Origin of the sequence: Clostridium chrysemydis (genome assembly GCF_015234215.1) — a bacterium.
Taxonomy (GTDB): Bacteria; Bacillota; Clostridia; order Clostridiales; family Clostridiaceae; genus Clostridium; species Clostridium chrysemydis.
Window position 1 is genome coordinate 57,423 of sequence record NZ_JADEKP010000010.1, and the last position, 19,814, is coordinate 77,236.

Genomic DNA, 19,814 nt, shown 5'->3' on the forward strand with positions numbered 1-19,814 from the left:
ATTTTAAATTAAATTTTAAGATAAAAAAATAAAAAAAGAGAGAGGTAAAAGAAATGAAAGATTTAAAAGTAAAAGAGGAATTATTAGAAAACAACATTGTAACATTAATCGAGGATGAAGATTATGATGGAGCAGGTAGCCCAGCTATAGTTAGTGCTGTAACAGCAGTAACAGCATTAATAGGAATAACAACTGCTTGTACAAGAGATTGTTGGCATCCAGGTAGATAGTTAAAAAGGCTTAGATTGCGGCAACAACCTAAGCAAGAAAAAATTATCAATATAGCATATTATATTGTGTGAAAAATAAAAAGTCAAATAATAAAAAATAGAGATGGGGAGGTTTTTATTATGGAATTAAAGTTTAACGAAATGGAATTAGGAATGAATGAAATGGAAAATGAGGTAGAAGTACTTGACGAAATGACAGGTGCAGGCGGAACATGGAATATGGTATTCTCAAGCATTATCAGCTTTGGAGTAGGAAACAAAGGATATGTATGTACTTGGACACATGAATGTCAATCAAGCTGTAAGTAATAGTAAAGAGTTGTAGGAATATTTAAGCATAAAAAGTGAAGTTGTAGTGTCGTTTATACAAAAATAATGACGTTCATACAATTTCACTTTTTTTTATTTAGTGTATGAATATAATATAAGTAAATAAAATTAGTTGGAGGATTTTTTATGAAAGAATCAAGGGTAGAGTCTTATAAGAAGATATCAAAAAGGTATTTAGAGCTTTTTAGTGTGTATTTAGGTTTTTCTGTTGTCTTAATGTGTGTTGGTAAAATTCAGATTCAAAATATATTTCATTTAAAGGAAATGTACGTTACACCAGGCTTATGGGATCTAACAGGAGCAGAATTTGTAGGAGCCTTTTTATTTGAAACACCATTTGCATTACTTAGAGGTTTATATGGAATACTATTTATTTTTTTTGCATGTGGATTTGGATATTATGCGATGAAAGCAAAAAAACTAAGTAACAATGAAAAATAGAGCATAAGCACATATTTAATTAACAACATAAGATTTATGAGTTAATCTATCTGTCATATCTGCAGTCATAACTGGATCACCAAATATTTCGCTCTATCGATCAAAAGAAAGATTAGTTGTTATAATTGTAGATTTTTGACCAGCTCTTAATGATATATGGGTAAAGAGTAGCTCCACCCCCTCTTCGTCGGCAGATATATATTCAAATTCATCTAATATTACTAAATCGTATTTAGATAATTTGTTTTGATAAGCTCCAAGCCTCTTTTCCTATTCTTTTTGCCATATAATCTATCCGTTAATTTTTTTGCGCTTACCTTATCTAGAGTTTTAGAGTTGTGTTAAATTAAATAGTATTAAAACTGACTTAATATGATATAACTGCAGTAGTTTTAAAGTTGTGTTGAAGTATTAACTAGAAATAGTTAGTACTTTTTGTTTTATATAAGATTAAAATTGGATAGAATTAAAATAAAAATTAATTTTAAAGGGGAGAGTATGAGGATAAAGGCTTTAGCATATCTTATTTATGATTCAATTTTAGATATTATTTTTCCAAAAGATTTTTTATGTATAACTTGCAAAGAAAACGAAGCTTCAGGAATTTGTTTAACTTGCAAAAATTTAATTTATAAATTACCTATAGAAGATGAAAGTTATGGTATTTATAAAGGGCCTTTAAAAGAATTAATATTAAATTTAAAATTTTTAAAAGATTTTAATTCAGGTGAAGTTTTAGTAGATTTATTAGAAGAAAAGATAATAGGGGTAAAAGGGTACTATATAACCTTTATTCCAAGTAGTAAAAAAAGCCTAAAAAGACGTGGGTTTAATCAATGTGAGTATTTAGGAAATGCTTTAAGCAGAAGATTAGATATACCGTGTGTAAGCACTTTAATTAAAACAAAAGAAACTAAAGATCAAAAGACTTTAACTATAAGAGAGAGGAAAAATAACGTTAAAAATGTTTTTGAGGGAAAAAATATTAATCTCATAAAAGGAAATAAATTTATCCTTATAGATGACGTAATAACAACGGGTGCGACTATAGAAGAGGGAGTTAGAGTTTTAAAAAAATATGGGGCAAAAGAAATAAAAATATTGACTATTGCGAAAAGTCACGTATAATATATTAATGTAAAGTTAGGTCTGTGGTTGAAAGTCGATGCCAGTCGCAGGCAAAACGATCCACGTAAGCTAGGCAAAGATTCTAGTGAGCATGGTGCGGTATAGAAGTAAGTCCTACCAGATTTAAATTTGAGAGGGTTAGTAGTGAGAGGTTAATTCCGGGTAGCGAAAACTCCAGTAGGCGAGTGTGGGGTCAAAAACCAGTGTCAGCTAACTTTACGAAAAAGGACAGACATTCATTTGATGTCTGTATTTTTTTACCCTTTTTTATAAAATTCACAAAATCAGTTTACAATAAAAAGAAAAAAATAAAAAATTGTACAAATTAAAGCTAGTACTTGAAAACGATATCCTTAAGAGTTATAATAAGAATATAAATAAATAAAGACATAATTTATCTTATATCTAAGTTATACTTAGAACTTGTCAGGAAGGGGCTGAAACTATGAAAGTTACAGTAGTAGCAAAGAATATTGAATTGACTCCAGCGATTAAGGAAATGGTAGAAAGAAAGATTTCCAAGCTAGATAAGTATTTTGAAAGTGGAGTTGAAGCTAAAGCAACGCTTAAAGTTCAAAAGAACAGACACAATATAGAGGTTTTAATCCCATTCAACGGCATCTTATTAAGAGCTGAAGAGTCAACAGACGATATGTACAAGTCTATTGATAAAGTTGAGGAAAAACTTACTAGGCAAATAAGAAAACAAAGAACTAAATTAGATAGAAGAAAACATGGCTCATTCAGATTTGCTGAAGTTGCAACTGATAGTTATGATGAAGAAGAAAATGATGGAAAAGTTGTAAAAACTAAAGAGTTCAACATAAAACCAATGGTTGTTGATGAGGCAGTTTTACAAATGGAATTAATAGGACATAACTTCTTCTTATTCCAAAATGCAGAAACTAATAAAATTAATGTAGTTTATAAGAGAAAAGACGGAGATTACGGTCTTTTAGAACCAGACTACAAATAAAATTTAATAATTAAATAGAGAGTTAGAGCTACTAAAATTTAGTAGCTCTTTTAATTTTTTATTATATTTTTATTATTTAAGGGGAAGTTAACATAAGAAAAGGCCGTAGAAGTTGAAACTATTAGGTGATAAATGGTATAATTTATAAATGAGTTTAAATTAAACTAGTAATATATGAATCTTTATATAGAATTATTATAGATATAGATTTGAAAGGATGAAATTATGGGACTATTTAAAGCCATATTTGGCACATACAGTGAGAGAGAAGTTAAGAGAATTAGCCCTATGGCAGATAAAGTTTTAGCTTTAGATGAAGAAATGGGCAAACTTTCAGAAGAAGAACTTAAAAACAAAACAAATGAATTTAAAGAGAGATTAAAAAACGGAGAAACTTTAGATGATATCTTAATAGAAGCATTTGCTGTTGTTCGTGAAGCTTCAGGAAGAGTTCTTGGAATGAAACATTACAAAGAGCAAATAATCGGAGGTATAGTTCTTCACCAAGGGAGAATAGCAGAGATGAAAACTGGTGAAGGTAAAACATTAGTTGCAACTTTACCTGCATATCTTAACGCTCTAAGTAGTAACGGAGTTCACGTAATTACAGTTAATGATTACCTAGCTGCAAGGGATAGAGAGTGGATGGGTCAAATCTATGAATATCTTGGATTAACTACAGGAGTAATAGTTCACGAATTAAATAACGATCAAAGAAGAGAAGCTTATGGTTCTGATATAACTTACGGAACAAATAACGAATTTGGATTTGACTATTTAAGAGATAATATGGTTATCTACAAAGAAGAAAGAGTTCAAAGGGGACTTAACTTTGTTATTGTCGATGAGGTTGACTCAATTCTTATAGACGAAGCTAGAACACCTCTTATAATTTCTGGTGCTGGTGAAAAATCAACAGAGTTTTATAAAGTTGCAGATTTCTTTGTAAAGAAATTAGTAAAAGATGAAGACTTCACTATAGATGAAAAAGCTAACGCAGTTATGCTTACAGAATCAGGTATAGAAAAAGCAGAAGGTGCATTTAAAGTAGAAAACTATGCAGATGCTGAAAATATGCAATTACAACACTATGTAACTCAAGCCCTTAAAGCAAACTACATAATGAGATTAGACAAAGATTACATGCTTAAAGATGGAGAAGTTATAATAGTTGATGAGTTTACAGGAAGACTTATGGAAGGTAGAAGATACTCAGACGGTCTTCACCAAGCTATAGAAGCTAAGGAAAATGTTAAAATAGCTAGAGAGTCAAAAACTCTTGCAACAATAACATTCCAAAACTATTTTAGAATGTACAACAAACTATCAGGTATGACAGGTACAGCCTTAACAGAAGAAAATGAATTTAGAGAAATCTATGGATTAGACGTTATAGTTGTTCCAACTCACAGACCAATCCAAAGAAAAGATAACCACGATATAGTTTATAAAACAGCTATGGGTAAATACAAAGCTATAGTTGAAGAAATAATAGAAGCACACAACAAAAAACAACCAGTTTTAGTTGGTACTGCAAGTATAGAAAAGTCAGAAATAATATCTGATCTTTTAAAGAAAAGAAAAATACCACACAAAGTTCTTAATGCTAAGTTCCACGAACAAGAAGCTGAGATCATATCTAGAGCAGGTGAACTTGGAGCGGTTACTATTGCAACAAACATGGCAGGTAGAGGTACAGATATAAAACTTCAAGAAGGTGCTTTGGATGTTGGTGGTTTAAAGATAATCGGAACTGAAAGACACGAATCAAGAAGAATAGATAACCAGCTTAGAGGACGTGCAGGTAGACAAGGAGACGCTGGAGAATCAACATTCTACTTATCACTTGAAGATGACTTAATGAGAATATTTATGTCAGAGAAAACTCACGCTATGGTTGATAGATTAGGTTTAGAAGAAGACGATGCAATTGAAAGTAAGATAATTACTAAATCAGTTGAAAACGCTCAAAGAAAAGTTGAAGGTCATAACTTCGATATAAGAAAGAACCTTTTAGGATACGATGACGTTATGAATATGCAAAGAGAGATTATCTACAAGCAAAGAAGTCAAGTTCTTGAAGGGGAAGACTTAAAAGCAGAAATTATTTCAATGATAAATGATGTTATAAATGAAGCTGTAGATAGACACATAACAGGAATGGAAGAAGATTACGAAGGAAGTATTAAAGATTTAATTCTTTTCTTAGATGATATATGCGTTCCTGCAAACAGAATAACTGTTGAAGATTTAATGGATATTCCAAACGATGAAATAAAAGAAAAACTTTCAAAAATCGCTTTAGAGATCTATGAAGGAAAAGAAGCTGAGTTTGGAGAAGAAAAACTTAGAGAAATTGAAAGAGTAGTTCTTCTTAAAAACGTAGATACAAAATGGATGGATCACATAGATAACATGGATCACTTAAAACAAGGTATGGGACTTAGAGCATTTAAACAACAAGACCCAGTTCAAGCATACCAAATGGAAGGTAGTGAAATGTTTGAAGAAATGATTGATTCTATAAGATTAGATACAATCAAGTATTTATTCCACATCCAAATGGAAAGACCTGTTGAAAGAGAGAGAGTAGTACAAGAAACTAGTGCATCTCACGCAGGAACAGATAGCGCTCCTAAGAAAAAAGAGCCAGCTAAAAAGACAGTAACTGTTGGAAGAAATGAGCCTTGTCCTTGTGGAAGTGGCAAAAAGTTTAAAAACTGTTGCGGAAGAGAAGCATAATTAAAAAATATTTTAAAAGGTTAGGGCTTTGCACTAAGACGTGCAAAAGCCCTAATTTTGTCTTTATTTAATTAAATGTGCATAAAGTATTGATAAAAATAATTTTTTGGTGAATAATTTAAATTATAAATATAAATTAGAGGTGATTTTTTATGAGAATAGAACTCCAAAAAGAGTTATCTAAGCTTAAAGGCTTAAAAGAAATTATAGAAGAAATGAGGGCTTCACTTTGACAAGACTGCATTAGAAAAACAAGTAGAAGAACTTGATATGAAAATGCAAGAGCCTGGGTTTTGGGAAGATATAAAGCTTGCTGAAGAAGTAACTAAAGAAAGTAAATTTCTAAAAAGTAAGATAGAGAGATTTGACACTTTAGAAAATAGAGCTAGCGATATTGAAGTTTTAAGTGAAATGATAGAAGAAGACGATGATGAGTCTGTAAATGAAATAATAGATGAGATGAAAATATTAGAAAAAGAAGTAGAAAGCTACAGGATAGAAATACTTCTTTCAGGAGAATATGATAAAAATGATGTTATATTAACTCTTCATGCAGGAGTTGGTGGAAGTGATGCTAACGATTGGACTGATATGCTTTTAAGGATGTACACAAGATGGTGCGAAAAGTCAGGGTATTCAGTTGAAATATTAGATTTGATTCAAGGGGATGAAGCTGGAATTAAAAGTGTTACTTTAAGAGTTAAGGGTGATTTTGCATACGGGTATTTAAAAGCGGAAAAAGGAATCCACAGACTAGTTAGGATATCCCCTTTTAATGCTAACGGAAAAAGACAAACATCCTTTGCATCAGTTGAGGTTTTACCTGAACTTACAAAAGACCAAGATATAGAGATAAGACCTGATGATTTAAGAGTTGATACGTATAGAGCTAGTGGAGCTGGAGGTCAGCACGTTAACAAAACTGAATCTGCAGTTAGAATAACTCACCTTCCAACTGGAATAGTAGTTCAGTGCCAAAGTGAGAGAAGTCAATTCTCAAATAGAGATACAGCTATGGCCATGCTTAAATCAAAGCTTATAGAATTAAAAGAAAGAGCTCACAAAGAAAAAATAGAGGACCTTACTGGGGATCTAAAAGATATGGGCTGGGGAAGTCAAATAAGATCTTATGTGTTCCACCCATATACTATGGTAAAAGACCACAGAACTTTAGAAGAGACTTCAAACCTTAATGCTGTTATGGATGGAGATATAGATTCATTTATAAGTGCATACTTAACATCAGAAGCAAACTAAAAAATAGCTACTTACTTAAAGTAGCTATTTTTTTATATAAAAAGAAATTTAAATTTTATTTTTAGATTCTCTTATCTTAACTTGTATGCTATATCCAACTAAAAGTAAGCAAATAAGGAAAGATGCTATATGAACTATCTCATTATAAAGTAACCTAGTAATTCCTAAATAACAGTTTTCTAGAGTATATTTAAAGATAATATTGTAAGCATCATCTATAGACGGTTCATAAAGGTTATCTATAGTATCAAACGGTGTATGAATTTTGCTTGTATCATCGTTAGTTAAAGTTAATGAATCTAATCCAGATTCAAAAAACGGTACGTGGTCGCTAGAGTCTTCAAAAGTTATATTAGTTGATATATCTTTTGATTCTGCAATACTTACTAAGCTTTTTTCTAGGTTTGATGATTTATCTTTTGCTTTTAGAGATCTCATTAAGGTAGTGTTTTCAGTATTTGCACCTATCATATCAAAATTAATAACGGTTGCATCTTTAAGCTTTTCTTTATACGTTTTTGAAAATTCATAAGACCCTAAAAATCCAAATTCTTCTCCGTCTAAAAAAGCAAAGATTATATCACGATTTGGAGTAGGGTAAGAGTTTAAAACTCTAAGAATTTCTAATAAAAAAGCTGTACCTGAGGCGTTATCTAATGCACCACCATAATTATTTCCTAGGTAATCAACTCCTAAATGGTCGAAATGTGCAGTTAAAACTAAAGGAGGTAAGTCATCTGATTTTCCCTTAATTTTACCTATAACATTTGAAGCATATGAATTTTTAAGGCTATAAGGAAGAGTTATATCGAGCTTTCCACCCTTTTCTAAAGACTTAGATATAGTTTTAAAAGCTTCTTCGCTTAAAGAGACTGCAAAGCTAATTTTTGAATCCTGTATAAAAGAGCTTCTAAAATCTAAGTTATTTTCAGGATTAAAATAAAATAAGAAAATATCATCGCCTTGTCTTATTACGATAGAATCTTTATTTGATTTATGGGTGTCTTTATAAGATACAGTAGCCTTTGATTTCTTAAAATTTAAAAAATCCTCTTTAAAGTCATCTCCATACTTAAATTTAATCTTTTCTCCTTTAGAATTTTCTAGTTCTAACTTTGGAGTATCCCCGTTTACTGTAGGTGTTATTATATTGAAGGTATTTTTATAGTTTTCCCCTAAAGGAGTTAGATTTAAAGTTTTAAATACTTCTTCGATATAATCAGATGTTTTTTTTCCACCAGGACTTCCACAAAGCCTTCCTTCAAATTCAGAAGATGAAAGATAAGATATTTCTTTTAAAATATCTCTTGAATTAAAATGATGAATTGAACATTGAATTAAAGTAAAAAATAAAAAAATAATTACTGAAATAGACATTATAATTTTGTAGCGTTTTTCTTTCATGCTTTAAATACCTCGTTAAAGTTTAATATATTAAATATTATTAAATCTAAGAGGTATATATGATTAAGCTTTTTTGTAGATCATATCCATAAGGGAATAAATAGCACTTACAGCTATACAAATATAAACAAAAACATTAAGCTTAGAGTCCACAATTACTAGGATTCCACCGAAGATTGCAGTTATTAAAATTACATAGTTTAAAAATTTGTTAAAACCAGATTTGCAATTATTTATAACTGAAATAGCAGACATAATTATAAGTGCTGTAGTTACAAATAATAATATTTCATATAAAGGACTATCTAGTATTACTACCTTAAAATGGTTAAGTGTTAATAAGCTAAGTAGAAACAAAACTAATAAAGAAATAAGCTTTTGTAAAACATTATGCATTTTATCATCTCCTAATTGTAAAATATTTACAATTTTATTATACAAAAAATTCAGAAAAATACAATATACATAAGGAAAATATATAATAGAAAGTTTTATATAAAATAAAATAGAGGTATAATAAATAGATAAGGCTAAAATGGAGGTTACGGTATGAGTATCAATGATAGAATAGCTAAAGAGCTAGAATTAAAATTAAATGTGGTAAATAACATAATAGAATTGCTAGATGGAGGGAATACGGTTCCTTTTATAGCTAGATACAGAAAAGAAATGACAGGCGGACTTTCAGACGAAGTCTTAAGAGATTTTGAAGAAAGATTAACTTATCTTAGAAATTTAGATGAAAGAAAAGAAGCTGTTACAAGACTTATAGAAGAACAAGGGAAATTAACAGAAGATATAGTAAAAGCTTTAAAAATAGCAAAAACTTTAACAGAAGTTGAAGATATATATAGACCTTATAAAGCGAAGAAGAGAACTAGAGCAACTATAGCAGCTGAAAAAGGGTTAAAGCCTTTAGGGTGCCTTATAATAAACGGAGATTTTAAAGGTGATTTAAAAGAAGAGGCTAAAAAATACATAAATAAAGAAAAAGAAGTAAATACAGAAGAAGATGCTATTAAAGGAGCTTTAGATGTAGTTTCTGAGATGATATCTGATGAAGCTGAATATAGAAAGTGGATAAGAAGTTATGTGTTTAGAGAAGGCAAAATAGTAACAAAGGGAAGTAGTGAAGAACCTACTCCATACGAAATGTATTACGACTATAGTGAAGACGTTAGAAATATGCCTCCTCACAGAATACTAGCTGTAAATAGAGGAGAAAAAGAAAAGATTCTTTCAGTTAAAATAGTTTCAAATGAAGATATAATATTATCTTATCTAGAAAATAAAATTCTTAAAGGAAATAAATCTACTGATGAATACTTAAAAGAGTCAATTAAAGATTCTTTAAAAAGACTTATATATCCTTCAATAGAGAGAGAAATAAGAAGCGAATTAACTGAAAAAGGAGAAGAAGGGGCAATTAAGATATTTAAAGAAAACTTAAAGGCACTTTTACTTCAAGCACCTATCAAAGGAAAAGTAGTTATGGGCTACGACCCAGGTTTTAGAACAGGGTGTAAGATAGCTATTTTAGATAAGAATGGTAAATTCTTAGAAAATACAGCAGTTTTCCCAACAGTTCCAAGAAAAGATATAGAAGGAACTAAGAAAACTTTAAAAGCTCTTATAAAGAAGCATGATGTAGATGTAATTTCACTTGGAAACGGAACTGCTTCAAGAGAGTCAGAAGAAGTTATAAGTGAAATGCTTAAAGAAATAAAAGAAGAGAGCGGAAAAGAAGTAGCTTATGTTATAGTTTCAGAAGCTGGAGCTTCAGTGTACTCAGCATCAAAACTAGCTACTAAAGAATACCCTGATTTAGATGTTACAGTTAGAGGAGCTATCTCTATAGGAAGAAGACTTCAAGACCCTTTAGCAGAATTAGTTAAAATAGATCCTAAAGCAATAGGAGTAGGTCAGTATCAACACGATGTTACTCAAAAGAAATTAGAAGAGTCTTTAAAAGGTGTAGTTGAAGATTCAGTTAATATGGTAGGAGTAGATTTAAATACAGCAACTCCTAGTCTTTTAACTCATATTTCAGGGATAAATGCTAGTATAGCTGAAAATATAGTCTTATATAGAGACGAAGTTAATGGATTTAAAACTAGAAAAGAACTTTTAAAAGTAAAAAGATTAGGTCAAAAAGCTTTTGAACAGTGTGCAGGTTTCTTAAGAGTAATGGAAAGTAAGAATCCTTTAGATAATACTTCAGTCCACCCTGAATCATACGACATAGCTAAAAAACTAATAGAAACTTTAGGCTACACTATTGATGATTTAAAAAATAAAAATTTAGAAGATATTCAAAATAGAGTATCAGAAATAGGCTTAGCTAAATTAGCTAAAGATTTAGAAGTTGGAGAACTTACTTTAAAAGATATAGTAAAGGAGTTACAAAAGCCTGGAAGAGACCCTAGAGATGAAATGCCAAAACCTATCTTAAAAACTGGCGTTATTGATTTAAAAGATCTAAAACCAGGAATGGTTTTAATGGGAACTGTAAGAAACGTTTCAGACTTTGGAGCTTTCGTTGATATAGGAGTTCACCAAGACGGCTTAGTTCATAAGAGTCAAATGGCAGACAGATTTGTAAAGCATCCCCTTGATATAGTTAAGGTTTCGGATGTTATAAAGGTCTCTATATTAGAAGTTGACGAAAAGAGAAAAAGAATAAGCCTTACTATGAAAGGTATAAAATAATTTAAAGGTGCTACTTTTTGTAGCACCTTTTCTTAGGGTTCGCAAAAATGTTTAAAATAATTAATATAAAATAAAAATTAAAAGGTTTACATTACAATCCTCATAATGGTAAAATTGTATTAGAAAGTAAAAGGAGGTATTGAAATGAGAAAATATAAAAAGATTATTTCAGCTTTAATTTGTGTTTTATTTACAATGACAGCATTTAGTTTTGGCGACGTAAAAGCATTTGCAAGTGCTACTTCAAAGCCAGGGACTCCTAGTATTTCGCATAATGATTGGGACGGATTAAATAACTATAAAATCACTATGAATTTATGGTGGGGACAAAACGGAACTGAGTGTAAACTATACGAAGATGGAAAAGTTATAGACTCAGTAAAACTTACAGATAATTCGCCAAATGCACAAAGTGCAGATTTTTCACTTACAAACAAAGCAAAAGGGACGTATAAATACAAAGTAGAATTAATCAATTCATTTGGAACTTCTACTAGTAATGAAATATCAGTAACTGTAACTCAAGAAGGAGAACAAGTAGTAAAGCCTTCTGTACCTACAGGACTTTCTGCAAAAGCAAATGGTACTAGTTCTATAGATTTAACTTGGAATAGTGTAACTTCAGTAGCTTCCTATGACTTAGAAGCTGACGGTAAAGTTATAACTAACGTTAAATCACCTTATAATCACGCTGGACTTCAAAGTGCATCTAAACATGATTATAGAGTTCGTGCAGTAAACGCAGCTGGTTCTAGCGATTGGTCAAGTATAGTTTCAGGTACTACAGATAGTGAAACTATTACACCAGAAGTAAAGCCAAGCACTCCAACTAATTTAAAAGTAGTAGCAATTAGTAATGTAGCTGCAAATACTTCTTGGGACAAAGTAAATAACGCAGATAGCTATGAAGTATCTGTTGATAATAAAGTATATCAAACTACAAATATTAATTATTTAGTAAGCGGACTTTTAGCAGGAAGCAAATATTCTTTTAAAGTTAGAGCTATAAATAAAATAGGAGCTAGCGAATGGACTGCTCCAGTAGAGATAACTATGCCAAATGAAGGACAACCTCCAACTCCTGGTGATAAATTAAAAAACAAATTATTAGTAGGATATTGGCATAATTTTGATAACGGTTCAACAAAAACTCATTTAAAAGATACATCATTAAATTTTGATATTATAGATGTTGCTTTTGCTGAATCTAAACCAGATGAAGCTACTATGGTATTTGAACCATATAACGTAACTCCAGAGGAATTTAAAAAAGAAGTAGAATATCTTCAGTCTAAAGGAAAGAAGGTTATAATTTCTATAGGAGGACAAAACGGAAGATTACATTTAGATACTAAGGAAAAAGAAGATATATTTGTAAATTCAATGCTTGAAATAATAAATAAGTATGGATTTGACGGAGTTGATATAGACCTTGAAGGGGGAGCAGTTTCATTAGATCCAGGTGATACTGATGTAAATAATCCAACTACTCCAAGAGTAAAACATCTTATAGATGGAGTAAAGAGAATATGCCAAACTAAAGGTACAGACTTTATCTTAACAATGGCACCAGAAGTAACTTACGTTCAAGGTGGGCTTATAGCTTACGCAGGACCTTGGGGAGCATATCTTCCAGTTATAAATGCTTTAAGAAATGAATTAACTCTATTACATGTACAACATTATAATCATGGTTCACAAGAAGCTTTAGATGGAAACACATATACTCAAGGAACAGCTGATTTCCAAGTTTCTATGGCAGAGATGATGATTACAGGATTTGATGTAGGAAGAAATCCAAACAACCACTTTAAAGGACTTCCAGCTTCAAAGGTAGCTATAGGACTTCCTTCTTGCACTAAAGCTGCAGGCGGTGGATTCACAGACGAAGCAGAAGTTATAAAAGCTTTAGATTATTTAATAAAGGGTAAAGATTTTGGAGGAAAATATAAATTAAGAAATAAAGAAGGATATAAAGATTTTAGAGGAGTTATGACTTGGTCAACTAACTGGGACGAAACAGTTAACTTTAAGTTCTCTAATGCTTATAGACAATACTTTGATAGTTTAGGAAATTAAATATTATAAGAAGCTAAGTACAATGTGCTTAGCTTTTTTTATGTTATAATAATTTAAGTTAAAAATGGAGGTGAGTCTTTGAATCTAGAAGAAATCAAAAGAAATATACTTATAACTAGCTCTTCTTTTTCTAAAAATTTAGGAGAGAAATTATGTAAAGAAGGATACGTTAAAGATTTAAAAAGTAAAAGTATAGATGACGTGTATCATATCTATAGCAAAGTTTTAAATGATAATAAGAGTAAAACGTATAGTACTCATATAAAGATAAATAAGAAAAGTGACAGAATAATTGAAGCTAAATGCACTTGTGATAGATATAAAGAAAGTAGTAGAGAAATAAAAAATTATGTTTGTAAGCATATAGTAGGAACTACTCTTTGCTTTTATAATGCTGCAAAAAAGAGCTTAAGTAAAAAGAAGATTACAAATAAAGAAGAAAAAATCAAGAGTGATTTAAATTTAAATTTAGGGATAAAGTTTATAAAAACTGATAACATTCCAAGCCTTCAAGTAGAAGTAAGAATAGGAAGTAAAAGCACTCACCTAGTACTAGATTTAAAAGATTTTATAGAAAACATAATCTTACAGAAGGAATATAGAGTAAATGATTTATTTACTTTTAATCCTAATATACATAAAATAAAAGATTCAGATTTAGAGTTTTTTAAATATTTAAAAGATAACAAAAAAGATATAAGAGGAAAAAATCTAAAGGTTTATGATAAAAATATTAGAGAGTTTTTCAAAACTTTAAATAAAGATAATAAGGTTACTTTAAATTATAACTTTTTAAATTACGAAGTTAATATAAAAGAGGAAAATGTACCGGTAGTTTTAACTTTATCTTTAAAGGGAGATGAATTTGTATTAACTCATCATAAAAAATTTCCAAACCCTTTAAATATAAAAGGTGACGTTATGCTTTTTGATAGAAATATTTATATTAATAGAAAATCACAAGTTAATTCATACATGCCTCTTTATAAGGAACTTATAAAAAATAGAGAATTAAGATATAAAAAATCAAAAGAGAATTTAAACGAAATACTGAATAAATTAAAAAGTGTAACTAAAGATATCACTTTAGACCATAACGTAAGAGAATATAAACGTGAAATGGTAAATGCAAAATTTTTCTTTTATAAAGAAGAAGAGAAAGTTTTTTGCAATATAAAAATAGATTACTTTGGATATATTGTAGACCTAATAAAAGATAAAAATGATACTAGCTTTTTAAGAGATAAAACATCAGAAAAGATTATAGAGATGGACCTTTTAAAATATAAGTTTAAGAGATCTCATAAAGATTATATTTTTATTGGAGAAGAAGAGGATTTTTATAATCTTATAACTAGAGGTTTTAATGAACTTAGTGCTATAGGAAAAGTTTCTTTTAGTAAAGGAATTAAAGATTTTAAAGCTATAACTAGTAAGGATATAAATTCATCTCTTATTGAAAACAAAAATTTTTATAATTTAAAATATAATATTTCAGATTTAAGCATAGAAGAAATAAGGGAAGCTATGCAAAATATAAAAGCTAATAAAAAGTTTTATAAGGTTAGAAATACTTATTTAACTTTAGAAGACCCTAAAGTAGTTAGTTTTCTAAATCTTTTATTAGATGTAGGTTTAAAAGAAGACATAAAAATAGATAAAAATAAAATGTTTTATGTAAATGAAAAATTAAAAGATAGAAATTTAAGTTTTATAAAAGGAAGTGAAGTTTTTAGCGATATAACAAATAAACTTTTAAATAAAGAGTTTAAAAGAAAACTAGTTCCAAAGGCTTTAAACGCAGAACTTAGAGCTTATCAAAAGGAAGGATTTAAGTGGTTAAATGAAATAACTGAACTTGGGTTTTCAGGGATTTTAGCTGATGATATGGGACTTGGTAAAACTATTCAAGTTATAGCGTTTCTTCTTTCAAGAAAGAAGAGTAAAAGTCTAGTTGTGACTCCAACTTCACTTATTTATAATTGGCTTTTAGAATTTTCAAAATTTGCACCTACCTTAAAAATAGGTTTAGTTCATGGAGATAAAAATAAAAGAAAAAAAGTTATAAATGATTATAAAAAATATGATGTTATTTTAAGTACTTATGGGACTTTAAAAAATGATGAAGAGCTTTATAAAGATATAGATTTTGATTATTTTATAATAGATGAAGCTCAAAGCATTAAAAATTATAAAGCTAAAATAAGTGAAAGTGTAAAATCTATAAGGAGTAAGTGCAATATTGCATTAACTGGAACTCCTATAGAAAATAATCTTTTAGAACTTTGGTCAATTTTTGATTTTGTAATGCCAGGGTATCTTTTAACTAAAGAAAGATTTAAGGAAAGATATATAGATTCAGAAAATAATGATGAGTTAAAAAGACTTATAACACCATTTATTTTAAGAAGGGTTAAAGGTGAAGTCTTAGCTGAACTTCCAAACAAAATCGAAAAGAAATATTTAGTAGAGCTTTCTGATATTCAAAGTAATGTCTATAAGTCTTACTTAAAAGAAGTAAAAGAGATAATAGAAGGAACTAAAAATAAAATTAACCTTTTCTCTTTCTTAACTAAACTAAGGCAGCTTTGCTTAGATCCAAGTTTAGTAATTCCAGATTATAAAGGTAAGAGTGCAAAAACAGAAGTAGCTTTAGAGATTTTAAGGGAAAGTAAAAAGCAATCAGAAAAGATTATATTATTCTCTCAATTTACATCAGTTCTTAAAAATATAGAAGAAAAGCTAAAAGAAGAAAATATAACTTATCTTTATATAGACGGAAGTACTCCTTCAAAAGATAGGATGAAGAGGGTTGAAGAATTTAATAATAATAAAGATATAACAGTATTTTTAATATCCTTAAAGGCAGGGGGAGTAGGTTTAAACTTAACTTCTGCAAACACTGTAATTCACTTTGATCCTTGGTGGAACCCAGCTGCAGAGGATCAAGCTACAGATAGAGCCCATAGGATAGGGCAAAAAAATGTAGTTAGAGTAATAAAACTTATAGCTAAAGATACAATAGAAGAAAAAATAGTTTTAATGCAAGAAGATAAGAGAGAGCTTATAGATAACCTTATGGATGGAAAAGAGATGGACGGTAAAAGTTTAAAGAGGCTATCAGAAGATGAGATAATGGAATTGTTTTACTAATATTAAAAAAACGGTAACAGTAAGTGCATAGAAGTTCATAATTTATGAGGTTACAATTAAAGTAGAAACCTATAAAGGAGGAATTGATATGGAAATGGAAAACACAAACGGATATAGCAAAAAGACTCAGACAGCCTTAATGATAATGTTTTTACTTGGTATATTCATAGGTGCTATGGATGATGGTATAGTATCACCAGCTAGAACGATTATAGCGGACTCATTAAATGTAGGTGCAGATTCATCAATCTGGATGATTACTATATACACATTAGTATATGCAGTAGTAATGCCTATTTCAGGTAAATTAGCTGATAGATACGGAAAAAAGAAATTATTTATTATTTCAATAACTATATTTGGAATAGGTTCATTACTAAGTGGTGTATCAGATTTATTTAATAGCTATGCCTTTTTATTAACAGCAAGGGTTATACAAGCAATCGGTGGTGGAGGTATAATGCCAATAGCTACAGCGTTTATAGGAGAGAGCTTCCCTAAAGAAAAAAGAGGTAGTGCCCTTGGGATTGTAGGTGCAACTTATGGTATAGCAACAACTTTAGGACCAACTATAGGTTCAGCGATTTTAAATTTCTTTGGAAATAAATCTTGGGGTTTATTATTCTTAATAAACGTTCCAATTTGTATAATAGTTGTATTAATTTCACTTAAAGTAAAAATTAAAGAAACTCAATATACTGAAAAGAAATTAGACTTTAAAGGTAGTGTTGTATTATCACTTATGATACTAGGACTTATGTATGGAGTTACAAATTTAAACTTTGCAAATTTCAAAGATTCAATAACTTCAACAAAAGTATATCCTTATTTATTGCTATTCTTAATTTTAATACCTGTATTTATCTATGTAGAAAAGAGAGCAGAAGATGCAGTTTTAAACTTAGATTTCTTTAAAAGTAGAAATATAGTTATAACATTAATAATGGCACTAGTAGTAGGTTGTGGAATGATGAGCGTTATATTTATTCCTCAATTTGGTGAAAATGTTCTTAGAATCTCACAAGGTTCTGGAGGATATTTAATTACTATAATGGCAGTTTGTTCAGGTGTTGCAGCACCAATTGGAGGAAAGCTTATAGATAAATATTCAGCAAAGCTAGTACTTTTAATTGGATTCTTGTGCACAATGGTAGGGACTTTACTTCTAGCATTTATAGTATGTAAAGACAACAATAAAGTTTTATTATTTGTTTGTTTAGCTATTATGGGAGCTGGTATGGGTCTTACAATGGGAACTCCATTAAATTACTTAATGCAAGTTAACGTTAAAAAGTCTGAAGCAAGTTCAGCACAAGCTACAGTATCATTAGTGAAAAGTATAGGTATTGCAGTATCTCCAAATATACTAGTAAACTTTGTTGCAGAAGCTGGAGATAAAATGCCAAATGCATTAATGAAAGTTATGCCACACATTCAAGGAATGTCAGGAAATGCTTCTATGTCTTCAGGAGAAGTTCCAAAAAGCATTTTAGATTCATTCCAAAATGCTGACGTAACAAGCATTAGTAATGTTATGAAAGATTTTGCAACCTTTATGTTTGATAAAGCAAAACCAGCAATAGAACATAGTTTAGTAAACCATGTTCCACCAAATACTACAGTAGATGCTATGTTTAATAGTATGAAAGCAGATTATCTTCACCAAGTAGATGGTGCAAGAGTTGCTATAGAAAACACATTCCAATCTACTTTAAATAGTGGTTTTGCAGGATTGTTTATCGCATCAGCAATAATAGCAGGACTAGGATTTGTAGTAGCACTTTTCTTAAAAAAACAAAACTAATTTAAAGATTTAAAAGGATGTTGCATAGATTATGTAACATCCTTTTTTGCTTTTCATGCTATAAAAATGCTTCTCGTGAATAAGATATTGCAATAGGTAAAAAATGACATATAATATTATTAAGATATAAAAAACAAGTGAGGTGTTATATGGATATGGAAAAAATATTTGTAATAGGAAACAGTCCAAGAAAAAGAGGATTTGTAGTAGGGATAATTATATCGATTATACTAGGGTATATTTTAAGCGGAGTATTTAGTTATATTGTAGAAGATAGAAATATAAAGTTTCTAATTACAGTTGTGGTAATTTTAATATGTTTATTTTCAATAATACCAGCTTATATAGGGCTTAGTAATAGGTGGGAAATAAGAGATGGACATTTTAAATACTATGAGATAAGAAGATATATAGATCAGTTAAAATACTTTTTTTATGGAGTTTTTTTAGAAGACAAAAGTAAAGTTATAGATATAAAACTTGAAGATATAGAAAGCATAAAATTATATTGGAATGATTATTTAGATATTTTATCTTCTGTAGGGCATGAAATATTCTTCGGAATTAAGCTTAAATCAGGTGAACTTATAAGCGTGGAAGCGTTACTTACTTCAAATAATTTTAAATTTATAAGAGCCGTTAATTATTTAAAAGAAGAATATAATATAGAAATAATAGATAAATATAATCTATTAGAAGTTTTAGGTGATACAAGTTTGAATTTAGTCGATTATATAAATGATATAGAAAAGAGAGAAAAAGCTTATGATTAATATTTCTTTTATATATAGCAAAGAAAAACTAACTAAAGATATAAAAGAATATATAGATGAAAGTGAATTTTGTAAAAATGAAGAGTATAGGTATTTAGATTTAGAATTTTTAAGTGAGGATTTAGATACAAATTTACTTTTTATAAAACTTAGAAGTAGAGAAGATATTAAAAATGCTAGGAAAATAAGAGAAAGATTAAATAATGCTATTATTGTTTTTGTAAGTGAAAATAATGAGTTTGTATTTGAATGTTTAAGTTTTAAACCTATATTTTTTATAAGGGAAAATAAATTTAAAGAGGATATTTTTGAGTGTCTAATAGAAATAGATAACTATTTTAAAAATAAAAATAAGTTTTTAATTCTAAAAGAGGGAAGCTCTATTATAAGAATCAATAGTTTAAATATACTTTATATAGAGTCTTTCGGGCATTATCTTATAATTCACTCTAAGGGATTAGAATATAAGGTTAGGGAATCTATATTAAATATTTATAAAAAATTAGATATGAATAAATTTATTAGAGTCCATAAATCATTTTTAGTAAATAGAGAATTTGTATTTAAGGTAGAAAAAAATAAATTAGTTTTAACTAACTTAGATGAGGTTCCAATAGGTAGAAAATATAAAGAAATTGAAAAAACAATATTAATAGAATAAGGGGCTGTCGCACTAAATAATTAGTGCGAAGCTCTTTTTTTATTAAAAAAAATAAATCCACGACCAATTAGTCGTGGATTTATGATAAAATATTTTTCATGCTAATCGAAAAACTTTTACAAAAAGA

15 protein-coding genes and 1 pseudogene are annotated in these 19,814 nt (G+C 29.2%); 13 read left to right on the forward strand and 3 right to left on the reverse strand.

Features of this window, described 5'->3' with window-relative positions; all coding sequences use genetic code 11:
• The first annotated feature begins 53 nt into the window (after window positions 1-53).
• The 3 genes from INR60_RS15665 to INR60_RS15675 all read left to right on the forward strand — a co-directional run bounded on the left by INR60_RS15665 (window position 54) and on the right by INR60_RS15675 (window position 1,001).
• Complete coding sequence (locus INR60_RS15665; RefSeq protein ID WP_194192437.1) at window positions 54-230, forward strand: hypothetical protein; 177 nt, start codon at window positions 54-56, stop codon at window positions 228-230.
• 120 nt (window positions 231-350) lie between these two features.
• Window positions 351-539, forward strand: coding sequence for a lichenicidin alpha family lanthipeptide (locus INR60_RS15670; RefSeq protein ID WP_194192438.1), 189 nt, complete (start codon window positions 351-353; stop codon window positions 537-539).
• Between the two features lie 147 nt (window positions 540-686).
• On the forward strand, window positions 687-1,001 hold the full coding sequence (locus INR60_RS15675; protein WP_194192439.1) for a hypothetical protein: 315 nt from the start codon (window positions 687-689) through the stop codon (window positions 999-1,001).
• A 93-nt stretch (window positions 1,002-1,094) separates the two neighbouring features.
• On the opposite strand, the pseudogene INR60_RS17585 reads toward INR60_RS15675, so the two are convergent.
• Window positions 1,095-1,241: pseudogene (locus INR60_RS17585) on the reverse strand (ATP-binding protein); the annotation flags it as partial.
• Between the two features lie 258 nt (window positions 1,242-1,499).
• On the opposite strand from INR60_RS17585, the gene INR60_RS15685 reads away from it, so the two are divergent.
• The 4 genes from INR60_RS15685 (at window position 1,500) to prfB (ending at window position 7,104) form a co-directional block, all read left to right on the forward strand.
• The gene (locus INR60_RS15685) at window positions 1,500-2,129 is read left to right on the forward strand and encodes a ComF family protein (RefSeq protein ID WP_207729591.1); all 630 of its coding nucleotides are present in this window, start codon (window positions 1,500-1,502) and stop codon (window positions 2,127-2,129) included.
• Between the two features lie 445 nt (window positions 2,130-2,574).
• The gene (gene hpf, locus INR60_RS15690) at window positions 2,575-3,105 is read left to right on the forward strand and encodes a ribosome hibernation-promoting factor, HPF/YfiA family (RefSeq protein WP_194192440.1); all 531 of its coding nucleotides are present in this window, start codon (window positions 2,575-2,577) and stop codon (window positions 3,103-3,105) included.
• A gap of 225 nt (window positions 3,106-3,330) precedes the next feature.
• Complete coding sequence (secA, locus tag INR60_RS15695; RefSeq protein ID WP_194192441.1) at window positions 3,331-5,847, forward strand: preprotein translocase subunit SecA; 2,517 nt, start codon at window positions 3,331-3,333, stop codon at window positions 5,845-5,847.
• Window positions 5,848-5,999: 152 nt separating this feature from the next.
• A protein-coding gene (gene prfB, locus INR60_RS15700; RefSeq protein WP_194192442.1) for a peptide chain release factor 2 occupies window positions 6,000-7,104 on the forward strand; the annotation gives its coding sequence in 2 pieces (ribosomal slippage) (window positions 6,000-6,065 and window positions 6,067-7,104; 1,104 coding nt in all).
• A 48-nt stretch (window positions 7,105-7,152) separates the two neighbouring features.
• On the opposite strand, the gene INR60_RS15705 is transcribed toward prfB, so the two are convergent.
• Both INR60_RS15705 and INR60_RS15710 read right to left on the reverse strand, forming a co-directional pair.
• Window positions 7,153-8,508: a M28 family metallopeptidase gene (locus INR60_RS15705; protein WP_194192443.1), complete on the reverse strand. Its 1,356-nt coding sequence runs from the start codon at window positions 8,506-8,508 to the stop codon at window positions 7,153-7,155.
• A 63-nt stretch (window positions 8,509-8,571) separates the two neighbouring features.
• Window positions 8,572-8,904, reverse strand: coding sequence for a hypothetical protein (locus INR60_RS15710; protein ID WP_194192444.1), 333 nt, complete (start codon window positions 8,902-8,904; stop codon window positions 8,572-8,574).
• A 153-nt stretch (window positions 8,905-9,057) separates the two neighbouring features.
• Between INR60_RS15710 and INR60_RS15715 the strand changes: the two genes are divergently transcribed.
• The 6 genes from INR60_RS15715 to INR60_RS15740 all read left to right on the forward strand — a co-directional run bounded on the left by INR60_RS15715 (window position 9,058) and on the right by INR60_RS15740 (window position 19,687).
• Entirely contained in the window at window positions 9,058-11,217 is a 2,160-nt protein-coding gene (locus INR60_RS15715) for a Tex family protein (protein ID WP_194192445.1), read from the forward strand.
• Window positions 11,218-11,361: 144 nt separating this feature from the next.
• On the forward strand, window positions 11,362-13,296 hold the full coding sequence (locus tag INR60_RS15720; protein ID WP_194192446.1) for a fibronectin type III domain-containing protein: 1,935 nt from the start codon (window positions 11,362-11,364) through the stop codon (window positions 13,294-13,296).
• 78 nt (window positions 13,297-13,374) lie between these two features.
• Window positions 13,375-16,449, forward strand: a complete 3,075-nt coding sequence (locus INR60_RS15725) for a DEAD/DEAH box helicase (protein ID WP_194192447.1) — start codon at window positions 13,375-13,377, stop codon at window positions 16,447-16,449.
• Between the two features lie 88 nt (window positions 16,450-16,537).
• Window positions 16,538-18,253: an MFS transporter gene (locus INR60_RS15730; protein WP_238480465.1), complete on the forward strand. Its 1,716-nt coding sequence runs from the start codon at window positions 16,538-16,540 to the stop codon at window positions 18,251-18,253.
• A gap of 149 nt (window positions 18,254-18,402) precedes the next feature.
• A complete protein-coding gene (locus INR60_RS15735) occupies window positions 18,403-19,026 on the forward strand; it encodes a hypothetical protein (protein WP_194192448.1) in 624 nt (207 codons plus the stop codon).
• The gene (locus tag INR60_RS15740; RefSeq protein ID WP_194192449.1) at window positions 19,019-19,687 is read left to right on the forward strand and encodes a LytR/AlgR family response regulator transcription factor; all 669 of its coding nucleotides are present in this window, start codon (window positions 19,019-19,021) and stop codon (window positions 19,685-19,687) included. The genes INR60_RS15735 and INR60_RS15740 overlap by 8 nt, the downstream gene beginning before the upstream one ends.
• Window positions 19,688-19,814 lie beyond the last annotated feature (127 nt).